Source organism: Krasilnikovia sp. MM14-A1004, assembly GCF_047159485.1.
Lineage (GTDB): Bacteria > Actinomycetota > Actinomycetes > Mycobacteriales > Micromonosporaceae > Actinoplanes.
In genome coordinates this window covers 4,553,392-4,568,531 of record NZ_AP038773.1, presented here as the reverse complement: position 1 = coordinate 4,568,531, position 15,140 = coordinate 4,553,392, and the positions used below count along the sequence as shown (strand labels likewise).

General features: G+C 70.0%; 14 protein-coding genes. 4 read left to right on the top strand and 10 right to left on the bottom strand.

Annotated features, from left to right (window positions below):
* Positions 1-145 precede the first annotated feature (145 nt).
* A complete protein-coding gene (locus ACMCNN_RS19525; protein ID WP_412741956.1) occupies positions 146-1,012 on the top strand; it encodes a hypothetical protein in 867 nt (288 codons plus the stop codon).
* 335 nt (positions 1,013-1,347) lie between these two features.
* Here ACMCNN_RS19525 and ACMCNN_RS19520 read toward each other — a convergent pair whose 3' ends face one another.
* The 5 genes from ACMCNN_RS19520 to ACMCNN_RS19500 form a co-directional block, all read right to left on the bottom strand.
* The gene (locus ACMCNN_RS19520; protein WP_412741955.1) at positions 1,348-1,548 is read right to left on the bottom strand and encodes a ferredoxin; all 201 of its coding nucleotides are present in this window, start codon (positions 1,546-1,548) and stop codon (positions 1,348-1,350) included.
* Entirely contained in the window at positions 1,545-2,735 is a 1,191-nt protein-coding gene (locus ACMCNN_RS19515; protein ID WP_412741954.1) for a cytochrome P450, read from the bottom strand. The genes ACMCNN_RS19520 and ACMCNN_RS19515 overlap by 4 nt, the downstream gene beginning before the upstream one ends.
* Positions 2,736-2,842: 107 nt before the next feature.
* Positions 2,843-3,481: a TetR/AcrR family transcriptional regulator gene (locus tag ACMCNN_RS19510; RefSeq protein ID WP_412741953.1), complete on the bottom strand. Its 639-nt coding sequence runs from the start codon at positions 3,479-3,481 to the stop codon at positions 2,843-2,845.
* Positions 3,482-3,506: 25 nt separating this feature from the next.
* On the bottom strand, positions 3,507-3,953 hold the full coding sequence (locus tag ACMCNN_RS19505) for a hypothetical protein (protein ID WP_412741952.1): 447 nt from the start codon (positions 3,951-3,953) through the stop codon (positions 3,507-3,509).
* A gap of 265 nt (positions 3,954-4,218) precedes the next feature.
* A complete protein-coding gene (locus ACMCNN_RS19500) occupies positions 4,219-5,253 on the bottom strand; it encodes a glycoside hydrolase family 26 protein (protein ID WP_412747212.1) in 1,035 nt (344 codons plus the stop codon).
* Between the two features lie 605 nt (positions 5,254-5,858).
* Between ACMCNN_RS19500 and ACMCNN_RS19495 the strand changes: the two genes are divergently transcribed.
* Positions 5,859-6,446 (top strand): BlaI/MecI/CopY family transcriptional regulator, encoded by a 588-nt coding sequence (locus ACMCNN_RS19495; protein ID WP_412741951.1) that lies wholly within the window; start codon positions 5,859-5,861, stop codon positions 6,444-6,446.
* Positions 6,447-6,562: 116 nt separating this feature from the next.
* A complete protein-coding gene (locus ACMCNN_RS19490) occupies positions 6,563-7,498 on the top strand; it encodes a M48 family metalloprotease (protein WP_412741950.1) in 936 nt (311 codons plus the stop codon).
* A gap of 208 nt (positions 7,499-7,706) precedes the next feature.
* On the opposite strand, the gene ACMCNN_RS19485 is transcribed toward ACMCNN_RS19490, so the two are convergent.
* The 5 genes from ACMCNN_RS19485 to ACMCNN_RS19465 all read right to left on the bottom strand — a co-directional run bounded on the left by ACMCNN_RS19485 (position 7,707) and on the right by ACMCNN_RS19465 (position 13,344).
* Positions 7,707-9,188: a hypothetical protein gene (locus tag ACMCNN_RS19485; RefSeq protein ID WP_412741949.1), complete on the bottom strand. Its 1,482-nt coding sequence runs from the start codon at positions 9,186-9,188 to the stop codon at positions 7,707-7,709.
* A 144-nt stretch (positions 9,189-9,332) separates the two neighbouring features.
* On the bottom strand, positions 9,333-10,283 hold the full coding sequence (locus ACMCNN_RS19480) for a hypothetical protein (RefSeq protein WP_412741948.1): 951 nt from the start codon (positions 10,281-10,283) through the stop codon (positions 9,333-9,335).
* A 224-nt stretch (positions 10,284-10,507) separates the two neighbouring features.
* On the bottom strand, positions 10,508-11,134 hold the full coding sequence (locus ACMCNN_RS19475; protein ID WP_412747211.1) for a polysaccharide deacetylase family protein: 627 nt from the start codon (positions 11,132-11,134) through the stop codon (positions 10,508-10,510).
* A 279-nt stretch (positions 11,135-11,413) separates the two neighbouring features.
* Positions 11,414-12,163, bottom strand: coding sequence for a polysaccharide deacetylase family protein (locus ACMCNN_RS19470; RefSeq protein WP_412741947.1), 750 nt, complete (start codon positions 12,161-12,163; stop codon positions 11,414-11,416).
* Entirely contained in the window at positions 12,160-13,344 is a 1,185-nt protein-coding gene (locus ACMCNN_RS19465; protein ID WP_412741946.1) for a glycosyltransferase, read from the bottom strand. The genes ACMCNN_RS19470 and ACMCNN_RS19465 overlap by 4 nt, the downstream gene beginning before the upstream one ends.
* 161 nt (positions 13,345-13,505) lie before the next feature.
* Between ACMCNN_RS19465 and ACMCNN_RS19460 the strand changes: the two genes are divergently transcribed.
* Entirely contained in the window at positions 13,506-14,930 is a 1,425-nt protein-coding gene (locus tag ACMCNN_RS19460; protein WP_412741945.1) for a sensor histidine kinase, read from the top strand.
* Positions 14,931-15,140: the final 210 nt, after the last annotated feature.

Here is a 15,140-nt window from a genome sequence, read left to right as displayed (position 1 = left end):
AATGCGAGTTCGGACAATGCTGGCAGCTGCGGTGGGGGCCGCGGTGATCGCCGCCGGGACCGGCGTTGCCGGTGCCGCTGAGGCGCCGGCTGCAGCTCCGCGGTTGGTTCATCTGTCCGTACCGGGCACCTCGTCGGACGTAACAGTGAGCGCCATCAACAACGCCGGCACGGTCGTCGGCGCCGTGGATGGGCGGGCAGTGGTGTGGAATGCCGAGACCGGCACGATGCGCAAGCTCCGCGCTGTCCCCGAGTACCCGTACTCCGTGGCCGAGGCAATCAACGCCTCCGGCGTGATCGTCGGCCTCGCGGCGTCGTCGTCGACCGCCCATGTGTCCCGCCCGGTGCGGTGGAATCTCGACGGCACCGTCACGCTTCTCACCAGCGAGGAAGGCGTGGCGGCGACGGCGATCGGCGACGACGACGAGATCGCCGGGTGGCGTGGCGGCATGTTCGCCCAGCGGACGCCGGTGCGGCTGCGCAACGGCAAGGCCATCGACATCAAAGTCAGTTCCGGCACCGGCTACGTCACTGACATCTCGGGCGCCGGCGTGGTGGTAGGAGTGACGCAAGGGTACCGGTGCAACTGCACGCCCCACGCCTTTGTTACGCAGGGGGCCTCATCGACGACGCTGACACTGGCGTCGACTGTGGAATCGGGAGCGGCCGCGATCACCACAGACGGCCGCCGTATTGTCGGAACCGCCGATGGCAGGGCGACGGTTTGGGAGCACGTCGCCGATACGGGCCCGCATGCTGGCTGGATGATGGGCAGCTTGGGTCAGCCGCGGTCGGGGTGGGCCACGCAGCCCACCGGAATGAACGGCAGCGGCGACCTCACCGTCGGCACCGCCCACTCTGGCTCGGCGCAGATCGGTTGGGTGCGCAGGGGCACCGCGTTCACCGAGCTGGACGGCAACCGTGCCGAACCGGTGGATGTGAACGACGGCGGGGTGATCGCGGGTTACGTCACTGCCACGTCGGGCGCCAAGCAGCCGGTAGTCTGGCGCTGACCGACGGCGCCGCCCGCACCTGGTCGCGTTGACGGAGACGTCGAGTTCCATCTGCGGAACCCCGGCGGAGTGATCCGCCGGGGTTCCCACATCCTGCTCAGGGATATGTATGTAGATGCATATCCCTGTGGTCATTCTGCGGAATTGCGGGTCCGAAGCAGAATCGTGCCAGACCCGCCGCCGTGATCCGCCTGCTCTCCTTGTCGAGGCGGCCCGGCAGCATCGCATTTCCAGGCCGCGACCATGGCCGTCACTGACATTCCCTGACCTCAATCGGGTGTGGTCGCCACCGCGGCGCGGACCGAGGTCACCGTGGCCGCGCGGCGTGCGGGCGGCTACTCCGTCAGGGAGAGGGCGCGGCTCGGGCAGATTTCGACGGCGATCCGTGCCCGCTTCAAGGCCTCGTCGTCCGCCGGGGTGTCCTGGAGGAGGACGACCGTACCGTCCTCATCGCTTTGGTCGAACGCGTCGGGGTCGGTCAGGACGCACTGGCCCGATCCGACGCAGCGGTCGAGGTCCGCCATGATCTTGGTCATGCCGGGTCCTCCCAGGTTACGGGTACCTCGTTGATGCCGTAGATGAAGGCGTCGTCCTTGTAGGGCAGCGTGTCGGCGGGTGTAGCGAGCCGCAGCGTCGGGATGCGGCGGAAGAGGGTGTCGAAGACGATTTGCAGTTCCATGCGAGCCAGGTTCTGGCCGAGGCACTGGTGGATGCCGAAGCCGAAGGCGACGTGGTTACGGGCGCCCCGGTCGAGTTTGATCTCTTCCGCGTCGTCGAAGGCCGACGGGTCGTGGTTGGCGGCGTTGCTCAGTGCCAGGATGGGGTCCCCGGCCCGGATGGTTACGCCGCCGATCTCCACGTCCTCGACGGCGACGCGGGAGTTGGCGAACTCGGCGATGGTGTAGACCCGCAGCAGCTCCTCGATCGCAGGGAGCGTACGCGCTGGGTTCTCGCGCAGCGCCGCCAGTTCGTCCGGGCGCTCCAGCAGCGTCACCACGCCGAGCGAGATCATGTTGGCGGTGGTCTCGTGGCCGGCGATCAGCAGCAGGAAGGCCAGCGACAGGACGTCCTCGGGATCGTTGCCCTGGGCGAGCTGACGGCCCAGCAGGTCGTCGGCGGGGTCGGCGGCCTTCTCGGCGATCAGCTCTTTGAGATAGTCGCGCAGCTCCGTGACCGCTTGCCGCCGTTCCTCGGCGGTGACGGTGCGGCTCAGCAGGGCCGAGCTGTGGCTCTGGAAGAAGTCGTGGTCGCGGTAGGGCACGCCGAGCTGCTCGCAGATGACGAGGGACGGCACCGGCAGAGAGAGGGCTCGTACGAGGTCGGCGGGGCGAGACCCGGCCAGCATGGCGTCGATGTGCTCGTCGACTATCTGCTGGATGCGCGGGCGCAGGCCGGCCATGCGGCGCACGGTGAACTCGCCGACCACGGCCTTGCGGGCGGGACCGTGCTCGGGCGGGTCCAGCTGGATGATCGATGGGCGCATGAGGTCGAAGGCGGGTTGCTCGCGGGTGAACCGGGGGAAGTTCGGGTGCTGGCGGTCGGAGCTGAACCGCGGATCGGTGAGCATGGCGCGGATGTGTTCGAGTCGGCTCAGCGCCCAGGCGACCTGGCCACTGGGCAGGGTGACCTGGGAGATCCCGGATTCGGTGTCCCGGATGCGGGTGTGCTCGTCCGGGGGCGCGTACGGGCAGCGGCGGGTGGTCTGCAAGGCAGGAGCGGTCACCGAGGAACCTCCATCGGTCGCAGTCGAATCTAAGCGGAACAAAACCCTCCGCTTCCGCTGAGAATAGCGCTGAATCCGGACAATCGTCCAGAGTTGACAGTGAGCTCTCAGGAATCCAGGTGGAGGTCGGTGATGCTGATCGGCTCGCCGGGAAGCACGCTCTGCCCACCGGAGTGCAGGCCGTCCAGGATGAGGGTCAAGCAGCGGCGCATCAGCAGGTCGGACATCTCCGCGGACCGGCTCGGTGGCGGTTTGAGCAGGAGCGACACCACCGCGAACACGTCACCAGCGCCGACGTCGGACCGCATCGAGCCCTCGGCCTGGGCCCGCTCGACCAGGCGCTCGACCACGTCGAGCACCGCGGCGCGGGTGTGTCGGAAGTCGGGTGCCTCTTTGAGGGCCTGCCGCGTGTGCTCGTCCATCATGGTCACGTGCGTGCTGAACCGTAGGTCGACGGCCCGGCGGACGATCCGCGTGAGGGCGTCCCAGGCGGCCGGCTCCTCATCGATCGCGGCGTGGGCGTCGGACAGGATGGCCGAGAGGCTCTCCAGGGCCACGGCGCGCAGCAGCGCCCCCCGGTCGGGGAAGCGGCGGTAGAGCGTGCCGACGCCGACCCCGGCCCGCCGGGCGATCTCGTCCATCGGCACACCCGGGCCGATCTCGGCGAACACGACTCGAGCCACGGACACGATGTGGTCACGGTTGCGCTGGGCATCGGCCCGCAGCCGGGTTGTTTCAGCCTTCATCGAATCCTCCCGCGTTCCCGGCAGACTAGCCGGGCACGATCGTGCCCGGCCACCGGCCACCGGCCACCGGCCCGGATCCAACGGCGTCCGGCCGGATCCGTGCCCACCTCGCCACCAGGAACGGCAGCGTGCCGGTTCGATAGCGCCCGCATCCCAGTCGTTCGCACGGAGCCGGGGCGGTCACCGTTCGTCTCTGGGCCGACCTGCCTGTTTGCCGTGCCACACGATGCGCGCTGATCAGCGCTCCTGTGGCCAGCCCGGTCAGCCGGTACCGATTGAGGTTGCCATCATCCGGTGCGGCGACCGCGGTGGTTCGCTGAACGCCCAGGAAGTCGGTGTCGTTGACCAGCGCCGGATGGACGCCGGGCGGGGAGATCTCCCACTGCTCGCGCGGGTTCCAGGCGCGGTCGGCTTGCTGCCCGGCGGGCGGCTCATGACCCTGCAACACGAACGCTCCGTCAACGGCCGACACCCGGCCGGCGCATCGTTCGCATCCGGGATGGCCGGGCTGTCGTTCACCGACGGATCATCATTCGGACCCTGAGGAAATGCTGAACGGCCGGGGCGGGGGTGGTGCAGCCGGCGGGTGCTACGCCGGCGAAATTCATGCGCCGTGCGTGGCGATGTGCCGGGCCAGGCGGTCGTCGTGGTTGCTGGGGCGCGGCGTTCGTGGGTAGCGAATGCCGCCGGCCGGTGTTCCGGTCGGCGGCATCGTGGTGGTGCCCGGTGTGTTCTCGTTAGGCGATTTTGATGTTGAACAGTGGGTTGGCGGCGAGTTTGCGGAACGCGGCCAGGCTCGTGGCCGAGCTGTTGATGCTGATGTCGCGGTCGCCGAAGGCGTCCTTCTTGGTGTCGAAGTAGACGATGGCCTTGACCGCGGGCCGCTTGGCCAGTTCCGGCAGCACGCTGTTGAACTGGGCGGACTTGTCGGTGACCTTGCCGACGCGGTGGTAGGCGCCCCACTCGGCAACCATGATGGGCTTGCTGGGGTGCTTGCTGGTGGCCCAGTCGTACCAGCCCTGGCCGCCGTTCTTGGCCCTGCGGTCGAGCAGGTCGTTGAACTTGCCGTAGTGGTAGTAGCCCTTCTCGGCACTGACGTAGGAGTCCAGGCCGATCCAGTCGACGACGTCGTCGCCGGGGTAGAGGTCCTTCCACCAGGACTGGGCCATCCACTTCTCGTTGCCCATGTAGGCGACGACGTTGATGGCGTTGGTGATGCCCCGGGCGTGCAGGCGCTGGATGACGTGGCGGTAGGAGGCGGCGAAATCCTTGGCGGTCATCCCGGAGCCGGGCTTGGGGTTGACGTCGTCCTCGGGCTCGTGGTTGAGCACGAGGAAGAACTTCTGGTTCGGGTAGGTCGCCTTGATGTGGGCGGCGAACTTGTCGATCCGGGCGTCGAGCTTGCCGGAAGCGACGTTGGCCCAGGTGGATCCGTACTCGACACGCCAGTTGAGCAGCAGCACCCGCGGGTTCTTCGGGTCGCGGGTCATTGCGATCTCCGCCGGGGTGGGGAACACCTCGTCACCCTTGTGGTAGGTGTGGTAGATCGTCGAGGTGCGGCCGGACACCTTCTCCCAGGTCTTCAGTTCCTGGTCGCGGGGCAGTGAGCTGAATCCGCCGGCGGCGGCGCCCCACAGCACACCGCAGGACGGCACGAGCTTGTTGTCGGTGACGCACTGCTTGGTCGGCTTCGGTGCGGCGGCTGGGGCGGCCTGTGCGGTGCCCGCGGTGCCGATGACGGCTGTGGTGCCGGCCAGCACGGCGCCGAGCATGGTCACGACCTTGTTCACCTTGCGGCCCAAAACGATGTCTCCCCCGAGTTGGTCCGGCCCATGTCAGCCGGTCACGTGAAGGAGATTCGGGGTCGTGGGGTGTGCATGCCGGTCCCGTGCGGGTGCCTGCGGGTTGCCGGTGGTGGGAAGCCTTCGATTCGATGGTGGGTTGCCGATTTCGTGGCCGGAGACTGTCCTGGTGTCGCACCGATACTGCTCCTACATCCTGTAGGTCCAGTGTGAGTGTGACCGTCCCGAACACACCCTTCCCGCCGTCACCAGCACCAACACGGCGTTCATGCCCCGGGCACCATGACGCACCACCCGAGCGATGAGGTGGGAGGCGCGCGGCCACGCCCGAAATCGACGGCGCAGACGCACCTGCGTCGGTGAGTGCGCCAGATGATGTCTGCCGACTGTCGTCGGCGAACGGCGAGCCGAGGAACTTCGCCCGCGGGGGAAGTGCCGCCGCGCGGCCCGCCGGCTGGTTGCCGAGCGGAAGTCTCGGCGGACGTAAAGGCGCGGCTGACGGGGTCAACCACCCGGGTAGCTGTTGGGTATCCCCGCCCGCGCATGCCCGGTCGGTCGAGGACCTCAACACGAGCATGCGTCGTACGATTGTTGGCTGTAGTAGCCGAGGAACGATGGGGGTGGGGATGGCAGGGTCGAAGCCGCCGGCGCCCGGCGCGGGGCGCGGTGGGGGCGGTCGTCGGCCACGCGGCGCTCTGGAGCGCGAGATCCTGGGCTGCCTGACATCGGCGCGTCGGCCCCTGACTCCTGGCGAGGTGCTCGACAGCCTCGGCGAGGATCTCGCCTACACCACGGTCATGACGACGCTTGCGCGGATGTTCGAGAAAGGGCTGACTGTCCGGGAGGTGGCGGGACGGGCATATGCGTACAGTGCGGCGCCGGACCCCCGCCCGGCGCAGGCGATCGCGGTCGCGACGCGTATGCACCGGCTGCTGATGGCGGGCGACGATCACGCTGGTGTGTTGGCGCACTTCGTCGCCGACCTCGGCCCGGAGGATGAGCGGCTACTCAGCGAGCTGCTCGCGGATCTCAGGTCCGGCGGCGACACCAACCCGGGTACGGGTGGCAAACGTGCGCGCGGGTCGGGCCGCGACGATGCCCGTCGGCGTTCTAGCGGCACCCGAGGGGATGGCGCCGGGGGGCCCACCGGGGCGGGAGGCTGACGATGGCATGGTTGGCGTGGTCACCACTGATGGCCAATCTCGCGCTCGGCCTGTTCGGGCCGTGGATCGCCCGTTCGCTCCCGCCGCGGGCCGCCGTGCGGTCGCTGCCGGCCGCGATGGTCGTCGTGACGGTGGGCACGGGAATCGTGCTGGCGGCGCTGGGCTTCCTGTTGCTGGCGCAGGTGCCCGAGGTGGCGCATCTCGGGAGCTGGTCCGCGCATCGCGTGGGTGATCGGCCGCCGGTGCCGGTGGCCGTCGAGGCGGCAGCTGGGGTGTGCGCTGTGGCGTTGTTCGGTTCCGGTTCGCTGGTGGCCGTGCGCGTCCTCGGCGAGCTGGCCCGGGCCGCAGGTGTGTGCCGCCGGCTGACTCCGGGCGTCGGCGGGGTCGTGGTGGTGACCGATGCGGTGCCGGACGCCTACGCCATTGGTGGCCTGCCGGGAACCGCGGGCCGCATCGTGGTGACCACGGGCCTGCTGCACACGCTCGACGATGACGAGTGTCGCGCCGTTCTGGCTCATGAGGGTGCGCATCTGTCGGACCGTCATCATCTGTGGACCCAGCTGACCCGGCTTGTTGCCGCGGCGAACCCCGTGCTGCGCCCCACCGCCCGCGCGGTTCGGTACGCGGTCGAGCGGGCTGCGGACGAGGCTGCGGCTGGCGAAGTGGGAAGCCGTCGCCTCGTCGCTGTCTCGCTGGCCCGGGCGGCCCTGGCGAAGGCGGCCGCGCGGCGGACTCCCGCCGATCGTGCCCTCGGCGGCACCCGGGTTGTCCTCCCGGCCACCGACGGCCAGATCGCGCGGCGTGCTGCAGCGATGTTGGCGCCGGCGCCGCGACCGCGGCGTCTGCTGGGCGCTGCTCTGCTTGTGTTGACCGCGATCACGTTCGTGGGGTCCTCGGCTACGGCGGACCAGCTGGACGACCGCCTCGACCGAGCCGAGGTGCCCGTGGTCGTGAGCGACCCTGCTGAGGCGGGCGCACACACGGCACGACTGCATCACGGCGCCGACCCGTCCGCGGTGATGCTCCCGACGAGTCCCGCCCCATCCCGGTGACGAGCGCCCCGCTTATGTGGGCATGATGCCGACATCGGTCTCGAGAGCCCTCGGCCTCGGGCCGGCACGAGCGCCCGGACGGCGATGATCGACGGACCGGGAGGATGCGGGGAAACGGTGCCGGGGTCCATACCGGTGTCGGGCGGGCGCCGCCCACCCCCTCGAGTAGGCGGCACCACGACCGGCGGCCACGTCGCTGCCGTCTCCCTCAGTTCTGTGGCTGGTTCAGGGCTGATTCGAGAGCCCGCATCGCGGCCGTACAGTCGGCTTGATTCGGGCTGTCCGCGCGCAGCGCCGTCAGGGCGCCATCGATCGCGTCGTCCAGTGCGTGCCAGTCCTTGGGTGAGCGTGGCTTGAGGCCCGCCTCCGCGGCATCCCACGCCACCTCAAGGTCTTTGATCCGCTTCTTCGCGCCGCCGAGGTCACCGTTGACGGTCTTCGTGTTCACGTCGTCGACGATGACGGCGAACGACGTCAGGTCACCGAGCTTTGCGGACACGACGTGTCGCGCTTTCGCACCCTGTGCAGCGGCCGGACCATGCGCAGTGGTCGTGGATCCGGCGGTGCCGGCGACCGTGCTGGCAGCGGCGGGTGTTCCCTCGGGGACTCCGATCGACAGCCAGCTGGCGAATCCGACCACGGCGGCCATGCCGGCTGCGGCCCACACCAGGTCGGAACGCCGGCCGAGGCCCGGACGTCCCTTGCCGGCCACGGGGTCCGCGCCGGCCCGCCGTGCCCGGCTCGAAACCACCTGTTCGCGGGCGACGAGGGCGACGATGATGGCGAAGAACAAGAAGCTGGTTCGGTTGGCGCCGAGGCCGAGACCCCCGAGCGTGCGGTCCTGGGTGAGCAGGTCACCGATCGAGGCGCCCATGGGCCGGGTCAGGATGTACGCGGCCCAGAACGCCAGCACCTGCCATGCCTGCACCCGCCAGAGCGCGAGGGTGACGAGGAAGGCGCCGCCGAAGATCAGGGAACCGTTGCGGAAGCCCAGGTTCAGCGCTTCCGTTGCGAGGTCGCCGGCTGCGGTACCCAGCGCGAAGGTGGTGAGGATGGCCGCCCAGTAGAACGCCTCCCGGCGGGGCGTGTTGATGGCGGTGATCGACAGGGTCATCTCCTGGCGGTACCAGACGACGAACACCACGGCCAGGATCACCGCGAACAGCGCTGTGCTGGCGTACAGGCTCACCCCGAGGGTGTCGGTGAGGAAGTCGGTGATCTGTGTTCCCGAGATGCTCACCAGCACGACGCACAGCCAGTAGGTCCAGGGCGTGTACTGGCGTGTTCTCCATTGCGCCACCAGGGCGATGGCCAGGACGGCGAAGACCAGGGTGTCGGTGACTGCTGGGCCCAGACCGACGTTGACCGCGAGGTAGTCGGCGAAGGTCTCCCCGACCGTGGTCGAGAGGATCTTGATGACCCAGAAGATTGCGGTGACCGTCGGCACCTTGTTCGCCATCGATCGTGCCCTGCGGGCAGCAATGGTGGACGCCATACGCACGCTCCAGAGAGAAGGGACGCCGTCGCCGGCGAGGTCAGCGCCGCCTGCGGTGCAGGGCGGGCCGCGCCAAATACTACTCACATAAGTAGTAGCAATTCCTCGGTTCCGTGCTGTGCAGCGCTGCGGCGTGTCCTGCCGGACCACCGAAGTCAGCCGTTTCGGTGGTGCGGCGCTCGGCCGGATAGCCACCGATCTTCCGTGTATTTCGGCAGCTCGGGCGCAAAGTGCAGAGGTGTGCCGTGTGCTGTCGTCCAGGTGTCCTTGATGGTGGGGTCGTGGGGTGCGGGCCACGCCGTAAGGCAGGGGTGGATGTGCGTCGCAGCGCCGGGTTCGTCATCGCAGGATGCCGGTGTGGCCGAGGGAGTAGCGGCCGGGTTGGGGCCAAACGCAGAGTCCGTGCGGTTCGGCGCCGACCCTGATGCGGGCGAGCAGGTGGCCGTCGGTGGTGCGGATCGCGTACACCTCATGGTGGTAGCGGCCGGACAGCCACAGGATCGTCCCGTCGGGGGACAGTCCGCCCATGTCGGGGCTCGCGTGTCCGGGGATCCGCCAGGTGTGTTCGGCCGTGCGGGTCGCGAACGAGACGACGGAGATGGTGCCGGCTCCGCGGTTGGTGACATACAGGTACCGCGAGTCGCGGCTGGGGTAGAGCCCGTGCGCGCCGTCGCCGGTTGGCAGGAAGGCGGGGGTGGTGAAGCTGTCGCCGTCGAGCAGCCATACGCCGCTGGCCTGCATGTCGGCGACGTACCAGGTACGCCCGTCCGGGGCGATCTTGATGTCCTGTGGCATGGGGTGCTCGCCGGGCAGGTGCATTCGGGCGATGATCCGCTGCCCCGAGGTGTCGATCTTGAGCAGGTCGCCGGAGAATTCGCAGGTGACGATGAAGTAGCGGCCGTCGGGGGAGAAGTCGGCGTGGTTGACGCCGCCGCAGTCCACCGGCAGGACGTGTGTGACGGCCATGGTGTGCGGGTCGCGGAACACGATGTTGTGGTGGGCCTCGGCCATCACGATGGCGTACCTGCCGTCGGGGGTGAAGTAGAGGTTGTACGGGTCGTCGACCGGTACCGGGCGGCCGAAGGTGCCGGTGCGGGGGTTGATCGGGGTCAGCGAGTCGCCGGTGTTGTTGTTGACCCAGAGTGTTCTCAGGTCCCACGAGGGGACGACGTGCTGAGGTCCGCGGCCGACTGGGACCGTGCGGGTGACCTGGTAGGTGTGCGGGTCGATGATCGACACGGTGTTGCTGGCGAAGTTCGGCACGTAGACGAGCTGGCGGTCATGGCGCACTTGCGGCGACAGTTGGCCGGGCCGGTCCGCGGCGTAAACGTCGTGGGGGTCCAGGGGGGCCGGCATTCCCGGCAAGGACCGTCCCGGTCGTGTCGGTGGGTACGTTGCGGGCGTGCCTACGCGCGGGCGGATCTGGCTGACCGGCGGTTCGGCTGCGGATGGCTGGCAGCCGGCGCAGGCCATCGTGAGTAGGGCCAGGACGGCAAGCTGGGGGCGACGGGAGGTCATGTCATCAGCTCACTCATGGTGACCGGGGCCAGTCCCCGTCGGTGCAGGCCGTCCAGCAGCGCTGGCATGGCGGTGATGGTGGCTTGGTGGCCGAGGTGGAGGCTGACGATGGAACCGCCTTGTACTGCCCGGAGGGTGGTGCGGACGATGGCGGCTGGTGCCGGGTCGGTGTAGTCGAGGGAGTCGACGTCGTAGGACAGGCAGGTGGAGTAGCCTGCCGCGGCGGCCTGAGTCCGGATCATGGTGGTCGCGTGGCGGGTCTGGGAGGGACGGAACCACCGCCCGATGGTGCCAGTCACCGCGCTCAGCATTTGGGCGCAGTCGTGGATCTCGGCGTATGCCCGGGCTGCGGTCATCGTGGAGATGTTCGCGTGGTGCTGGGTGTGGTTTCCGAGTTCGTGGCCGTCGGCGAGGATGCGGTGGGCGAGGTCGTGCTGGGTGCCCAGCCAGGTACCGACCGCGAGGACGGTGACACGGGCCCCACCCCGGGCCAGTTCGTCGAGCAGGCGCCCGGCCAGCACGGGGTCGCCCTGGCCGTGGAAGGTCAATGCCACCTTATGGCTGTCCCTGGGTCCGTGGCTGATCTCGCGTGCCGTAGTCGGCGACCCGGCGGTGGTCGTCACCCGCGGCACGGGCGGCGGTGGCGACGAGGCTGCGGTGTGGCCGGCCAGGGGCCGGGACGGCCCGGAGCAGCCGGACAGAATCGAGCCGGCGGCGAGAGCGGTGGCTGCCCGGAGGGCGTCGCGACGGTCCACCTTGCGCACGCTAGGCGCTCAGACCTGAAGAGACGCTGAAACCGGCGGCCGCCACGGGTTCGGCTTGCCCACACCAAGCGGCTGACAGCAGCGTTCGACGATCTGCTACCCGGTAGCCTTCGCGGCTCGAGATCAGCGCGTCCGGTCCTACCCGATCCTTGCCACCGCCGTCGCGATGCCATGGTCGCGCAGCGGTCCGACATCGAGGCCGCGGGCGTGACAGGCGACGAGAAGTCCTGGCAGTGCGGCCACGGTGGCCTCCCAGCATCGAGGGACGGCGGCGTGGTCGCTGTCGTGCAGCAGGACGGTGCCGCCGTCGACCGGCCGCCACAGCACGCTGCGGGCGATCGAGTGCGGGGTGGCCTTCCGGGTCCAGTCGCGCCCCCAGTGGGTCCATAGAACCGGTGTCAATCCGAGCTGCCGGGCCGTGCGGAGCGCGGCGGAGGTGGCCACCCCGTAGGGCGGCCGCCACCAGCGCGGGGTGGTACCGGTGACCTCGGTGATCACCTCCGCTGCCCGGGTGAGATCGGCGCGGGTTGCGGCCGGACTGCGGCGCAACAGCAGCCGGTGTTCGTAACCGTGCACGGCGACCTCATGGCCGGCGGCGACGATGGCCCGTGCGACCCGGGGATGTTCGCGCACCATCCGGCCCAGGAGGAAGAACGTCGCCCGGACGCCGGCGTTCTCCAGAATCCGCAGCACCTGCGGCGTGGCTTCCGGGTGTGGGCCGTCGTCGAAGGTCAGCGCCACGTGGCCCGGGCGTCCGCGTCCGGCGAGCCCGGGCCACAGCGTGCGGCGCAGCGGGCCGACCGCCGCGACCGCGGGCGCGGCCTGCACGGCCAGCAGCGCCGACGCTGCCACCGCGGCTGCCGTACCCGCGCGCCGGAGGCGACTCATGCGTACACCGCCGTGCTCGCGCGATCGAGCGTCGGGCGACCGGCGAGGCCGGCGACGATGAGCGCGGCGTCCGGTGCCGCGCACAGCTGCAGGTATGCCTGGTGCTGACGCGCGCGCAGCTCGCTGTGCGCGGCGGCGGCCAGCGCGCCCGCGAGGTCGCGGGGATTGCGGGGCCACAGCGAGAGGCCGAGTTCGTCGAGTACGGCCGCGTTGGCGACGCCGTGGCCGGGCAGGCACCGGTAGCTGATCACGGGTACGCCGCTGGCCATCGCCTCCAGGCTGGACAGCGCGCCCGCGTTGTGCACGACGACGTCGGCGGTGCGCAGCAGCGTTGGCATGTCGTCGACCCAGCCCAGCGCCAGCGTGTGTCCGGTTGCGGCGAGACGGCGGCGCAGCGCGTCGTTATGGCCGCAGATCACCACGGGAAGCATGGTTCCGGTGGCGGCGATGTCGCGTACGGTGCCGTCGATGTCACCGACGCCCCACGAGCCTGCGACCACGACGGCCAGCGGCGTGTGCGGCGGAAGGCCGAACTGCTGCCGTGCCGCCGCCGCTTCGCCGCGGTGGTGGCTCGGCCGGAAGGCGGCGTTGACGATCGGGCTGGTTGTTGCCGCCGCGCCGCCCAGAGCCGTGACGGCCGCGGTGGCGTGACGGCTGGCGGCGAGGTGTACGTCGACTCCCTCGGCCACACACAGGGGGTGCACGGATGGATCGGTCATGACCGCGGCAACGGGCGCGGCCAGCTGGCCGGTGCGCCGCAGCCGTCCGAGAACTTGGCTGGCCAACGGGTAGGTGGATACCACGGCGGCCGTCGCAGGGTGCACGGCGGTGCGCATCCGGCCGGATGCCGCACCGTACGACAGCGCCGCCGCGCCCTGAGCGCAGCGCTGGCCGGCCACGGTTCGCAGCAGCCAACCCCACGTCGCGGGGACGTAGCGCAGCTGCGTCGCGTAGCCGTCGCGCAGCCGCGTCCCCCAGCGCGGCGGCAGCAGGTCGAGGAAGTCGCACCGGTCGATCGCGAAGCCGAGTGCGTCCAGCCGCCGGCTGATCACGTCAGCCGCCCCGTCGTGTCCGGCACCGATGCTCGCCGACATGATCATGATCCGTGGCCGGCCGCACGCGGATTCGTCGCCGGGCTCGGCGACCTCTGTCGTGCTCGCGGGCACCGTGTCGGCTGTCATGCCGCAAGGCTGACGGGCGCTGGCTGAGAAAACCCTGAACGCGATACCAAGAGCGGACGAACACCGATGGAAGGCCGGCATCCCGTCCGATCGGTTACCTTCAGCCCACGCTCAGCTCGCCAGACTTAGGGTGTCGCCGACGACGGGAGGAGGGGTCCGGGATGGGCCTGCGACAGCTGGCCGGCAGAAGGCCGCGCTTCGGGGTGCGGATGCGCTCGGCGCTGGCCGCCGCGGCGGTGGTCGCGGTCGCCTCGGCGCTCTCCGGCGGCGCACTGCTGGCGATCACCCGGCAGATCCTTCTGGATAACGTCAACACGGCCGCCCAGGACCGCACCGGGCAGGTCGCTGCCGCCGTGCGCGGCACCGACCCGAACGCGCTCGCGGCGGTGCTACGCCCGGGCCCGCGCCAGCGCACGATCGTGCAGGTGCTGGATGAGAGCGGGCGGGTCGTCGCCGCCTCGGACGCGATCGCCGGGGTGCCCGCGATCTCGCCGTTGCGTCCGGCCGCTGGTCAGCGCCGCGCCGAGAGCCGGCGGCTGGCCGAGGCGCACGACGACCCGTTCCGTATCGTGGCGGCCGGCGTCGACACCGTGGCGGGCAGGCGGACCGTGCTGGTCGGGGAGTCCCTGGACACCGTCGACGACGGCACCGAGGCGGTCATCGCGGCGTTGCTCGTCGGGTTCCCGGTGCTCGCGGTGGTGGTCGGAGCGGCGACGTTCTTCTTCGTGGGGCGCACCCTGCAACCGGTGGAGGCGATGCGCCGCCAAGCCGCCACCATCACGTCCCGGAACCTGCACACACGGCTGCCGGTCCCGGCGGCCGACGACGAGGTCGCCGCACTCGCCCAGACGATGAACACCATGCTCGACCGCATCGAGGCCGCCTCCGCGGCGCAACGTCGGTTCGTCGCGGACGCGAGCCACGAGCTGCGCAGTCCACTGGCCACCATCCGGGCCAATGTCGAGCTGCTCGAGGCCACCGACTCGGCGGGGCCCGCCGCGCGCCCGGTGCACCGCATCCACGAGGAATCCACCCGCATGGCCCGCCTCGTCGAGGATCTGCTGCTGCTCGCCCGCGCGGACGATCACGGCCTGCGGCTGCGTCACGAGGACGTCGACCTTGACGACCTCGTGTATGCCGAACACGAGCGGATCGCGCTGCAGCACCCGCGTCTTCGGGTGGATGGCGAGGTCAGCCCGGTCCGGGTCCGTGGCGACTCCGACGCGTTGCGGCGGGCCCTGCGCAACCTCGTCGACAACGCCACGCGGCACGCCCGCGACAGGGTCACCGTCAGCCTGCACGTCGACCGTGGACAGGCCGAAATCCTGGTCTCCAACGACGGCGACCCGATCGCCGCAGCCGACCGTGCCCGGATCTTCGACCGGTTCGTCCGTCTGGACGACAGCCGTTCCCGGACGGCCGGTGGCGCCGGCCTCGGACTGCCGATCGCCCACGAGCTGGTCGCCGCCCACGGCGGTACCCTGGCCGTCGACGACCGCAGCAATGGCGCGGGCATACGGATACGGCTGCCGCTCGAATCGGATTCATCGAATTCTCAGGAACCTGCGCCTACGGTGCACCCATAGTCGGCACATGCGGCTGCCTGCGTCGACGCACGAGCCGCTGGCAGGACGCTGATCGATTCTGGGCGGCTGGAGAAAGGCGGCTCATGCCCAGCGACCCCGCATACGCGTTCGGTTGTGGTGTCGTACGTAAGTTCCGGCGCCAGATGTCGCCGAGTCCGGGGCATCGTCGGGATCTCACTGATCTCGATGTTTCGCGAGTTTGGGCCCCAC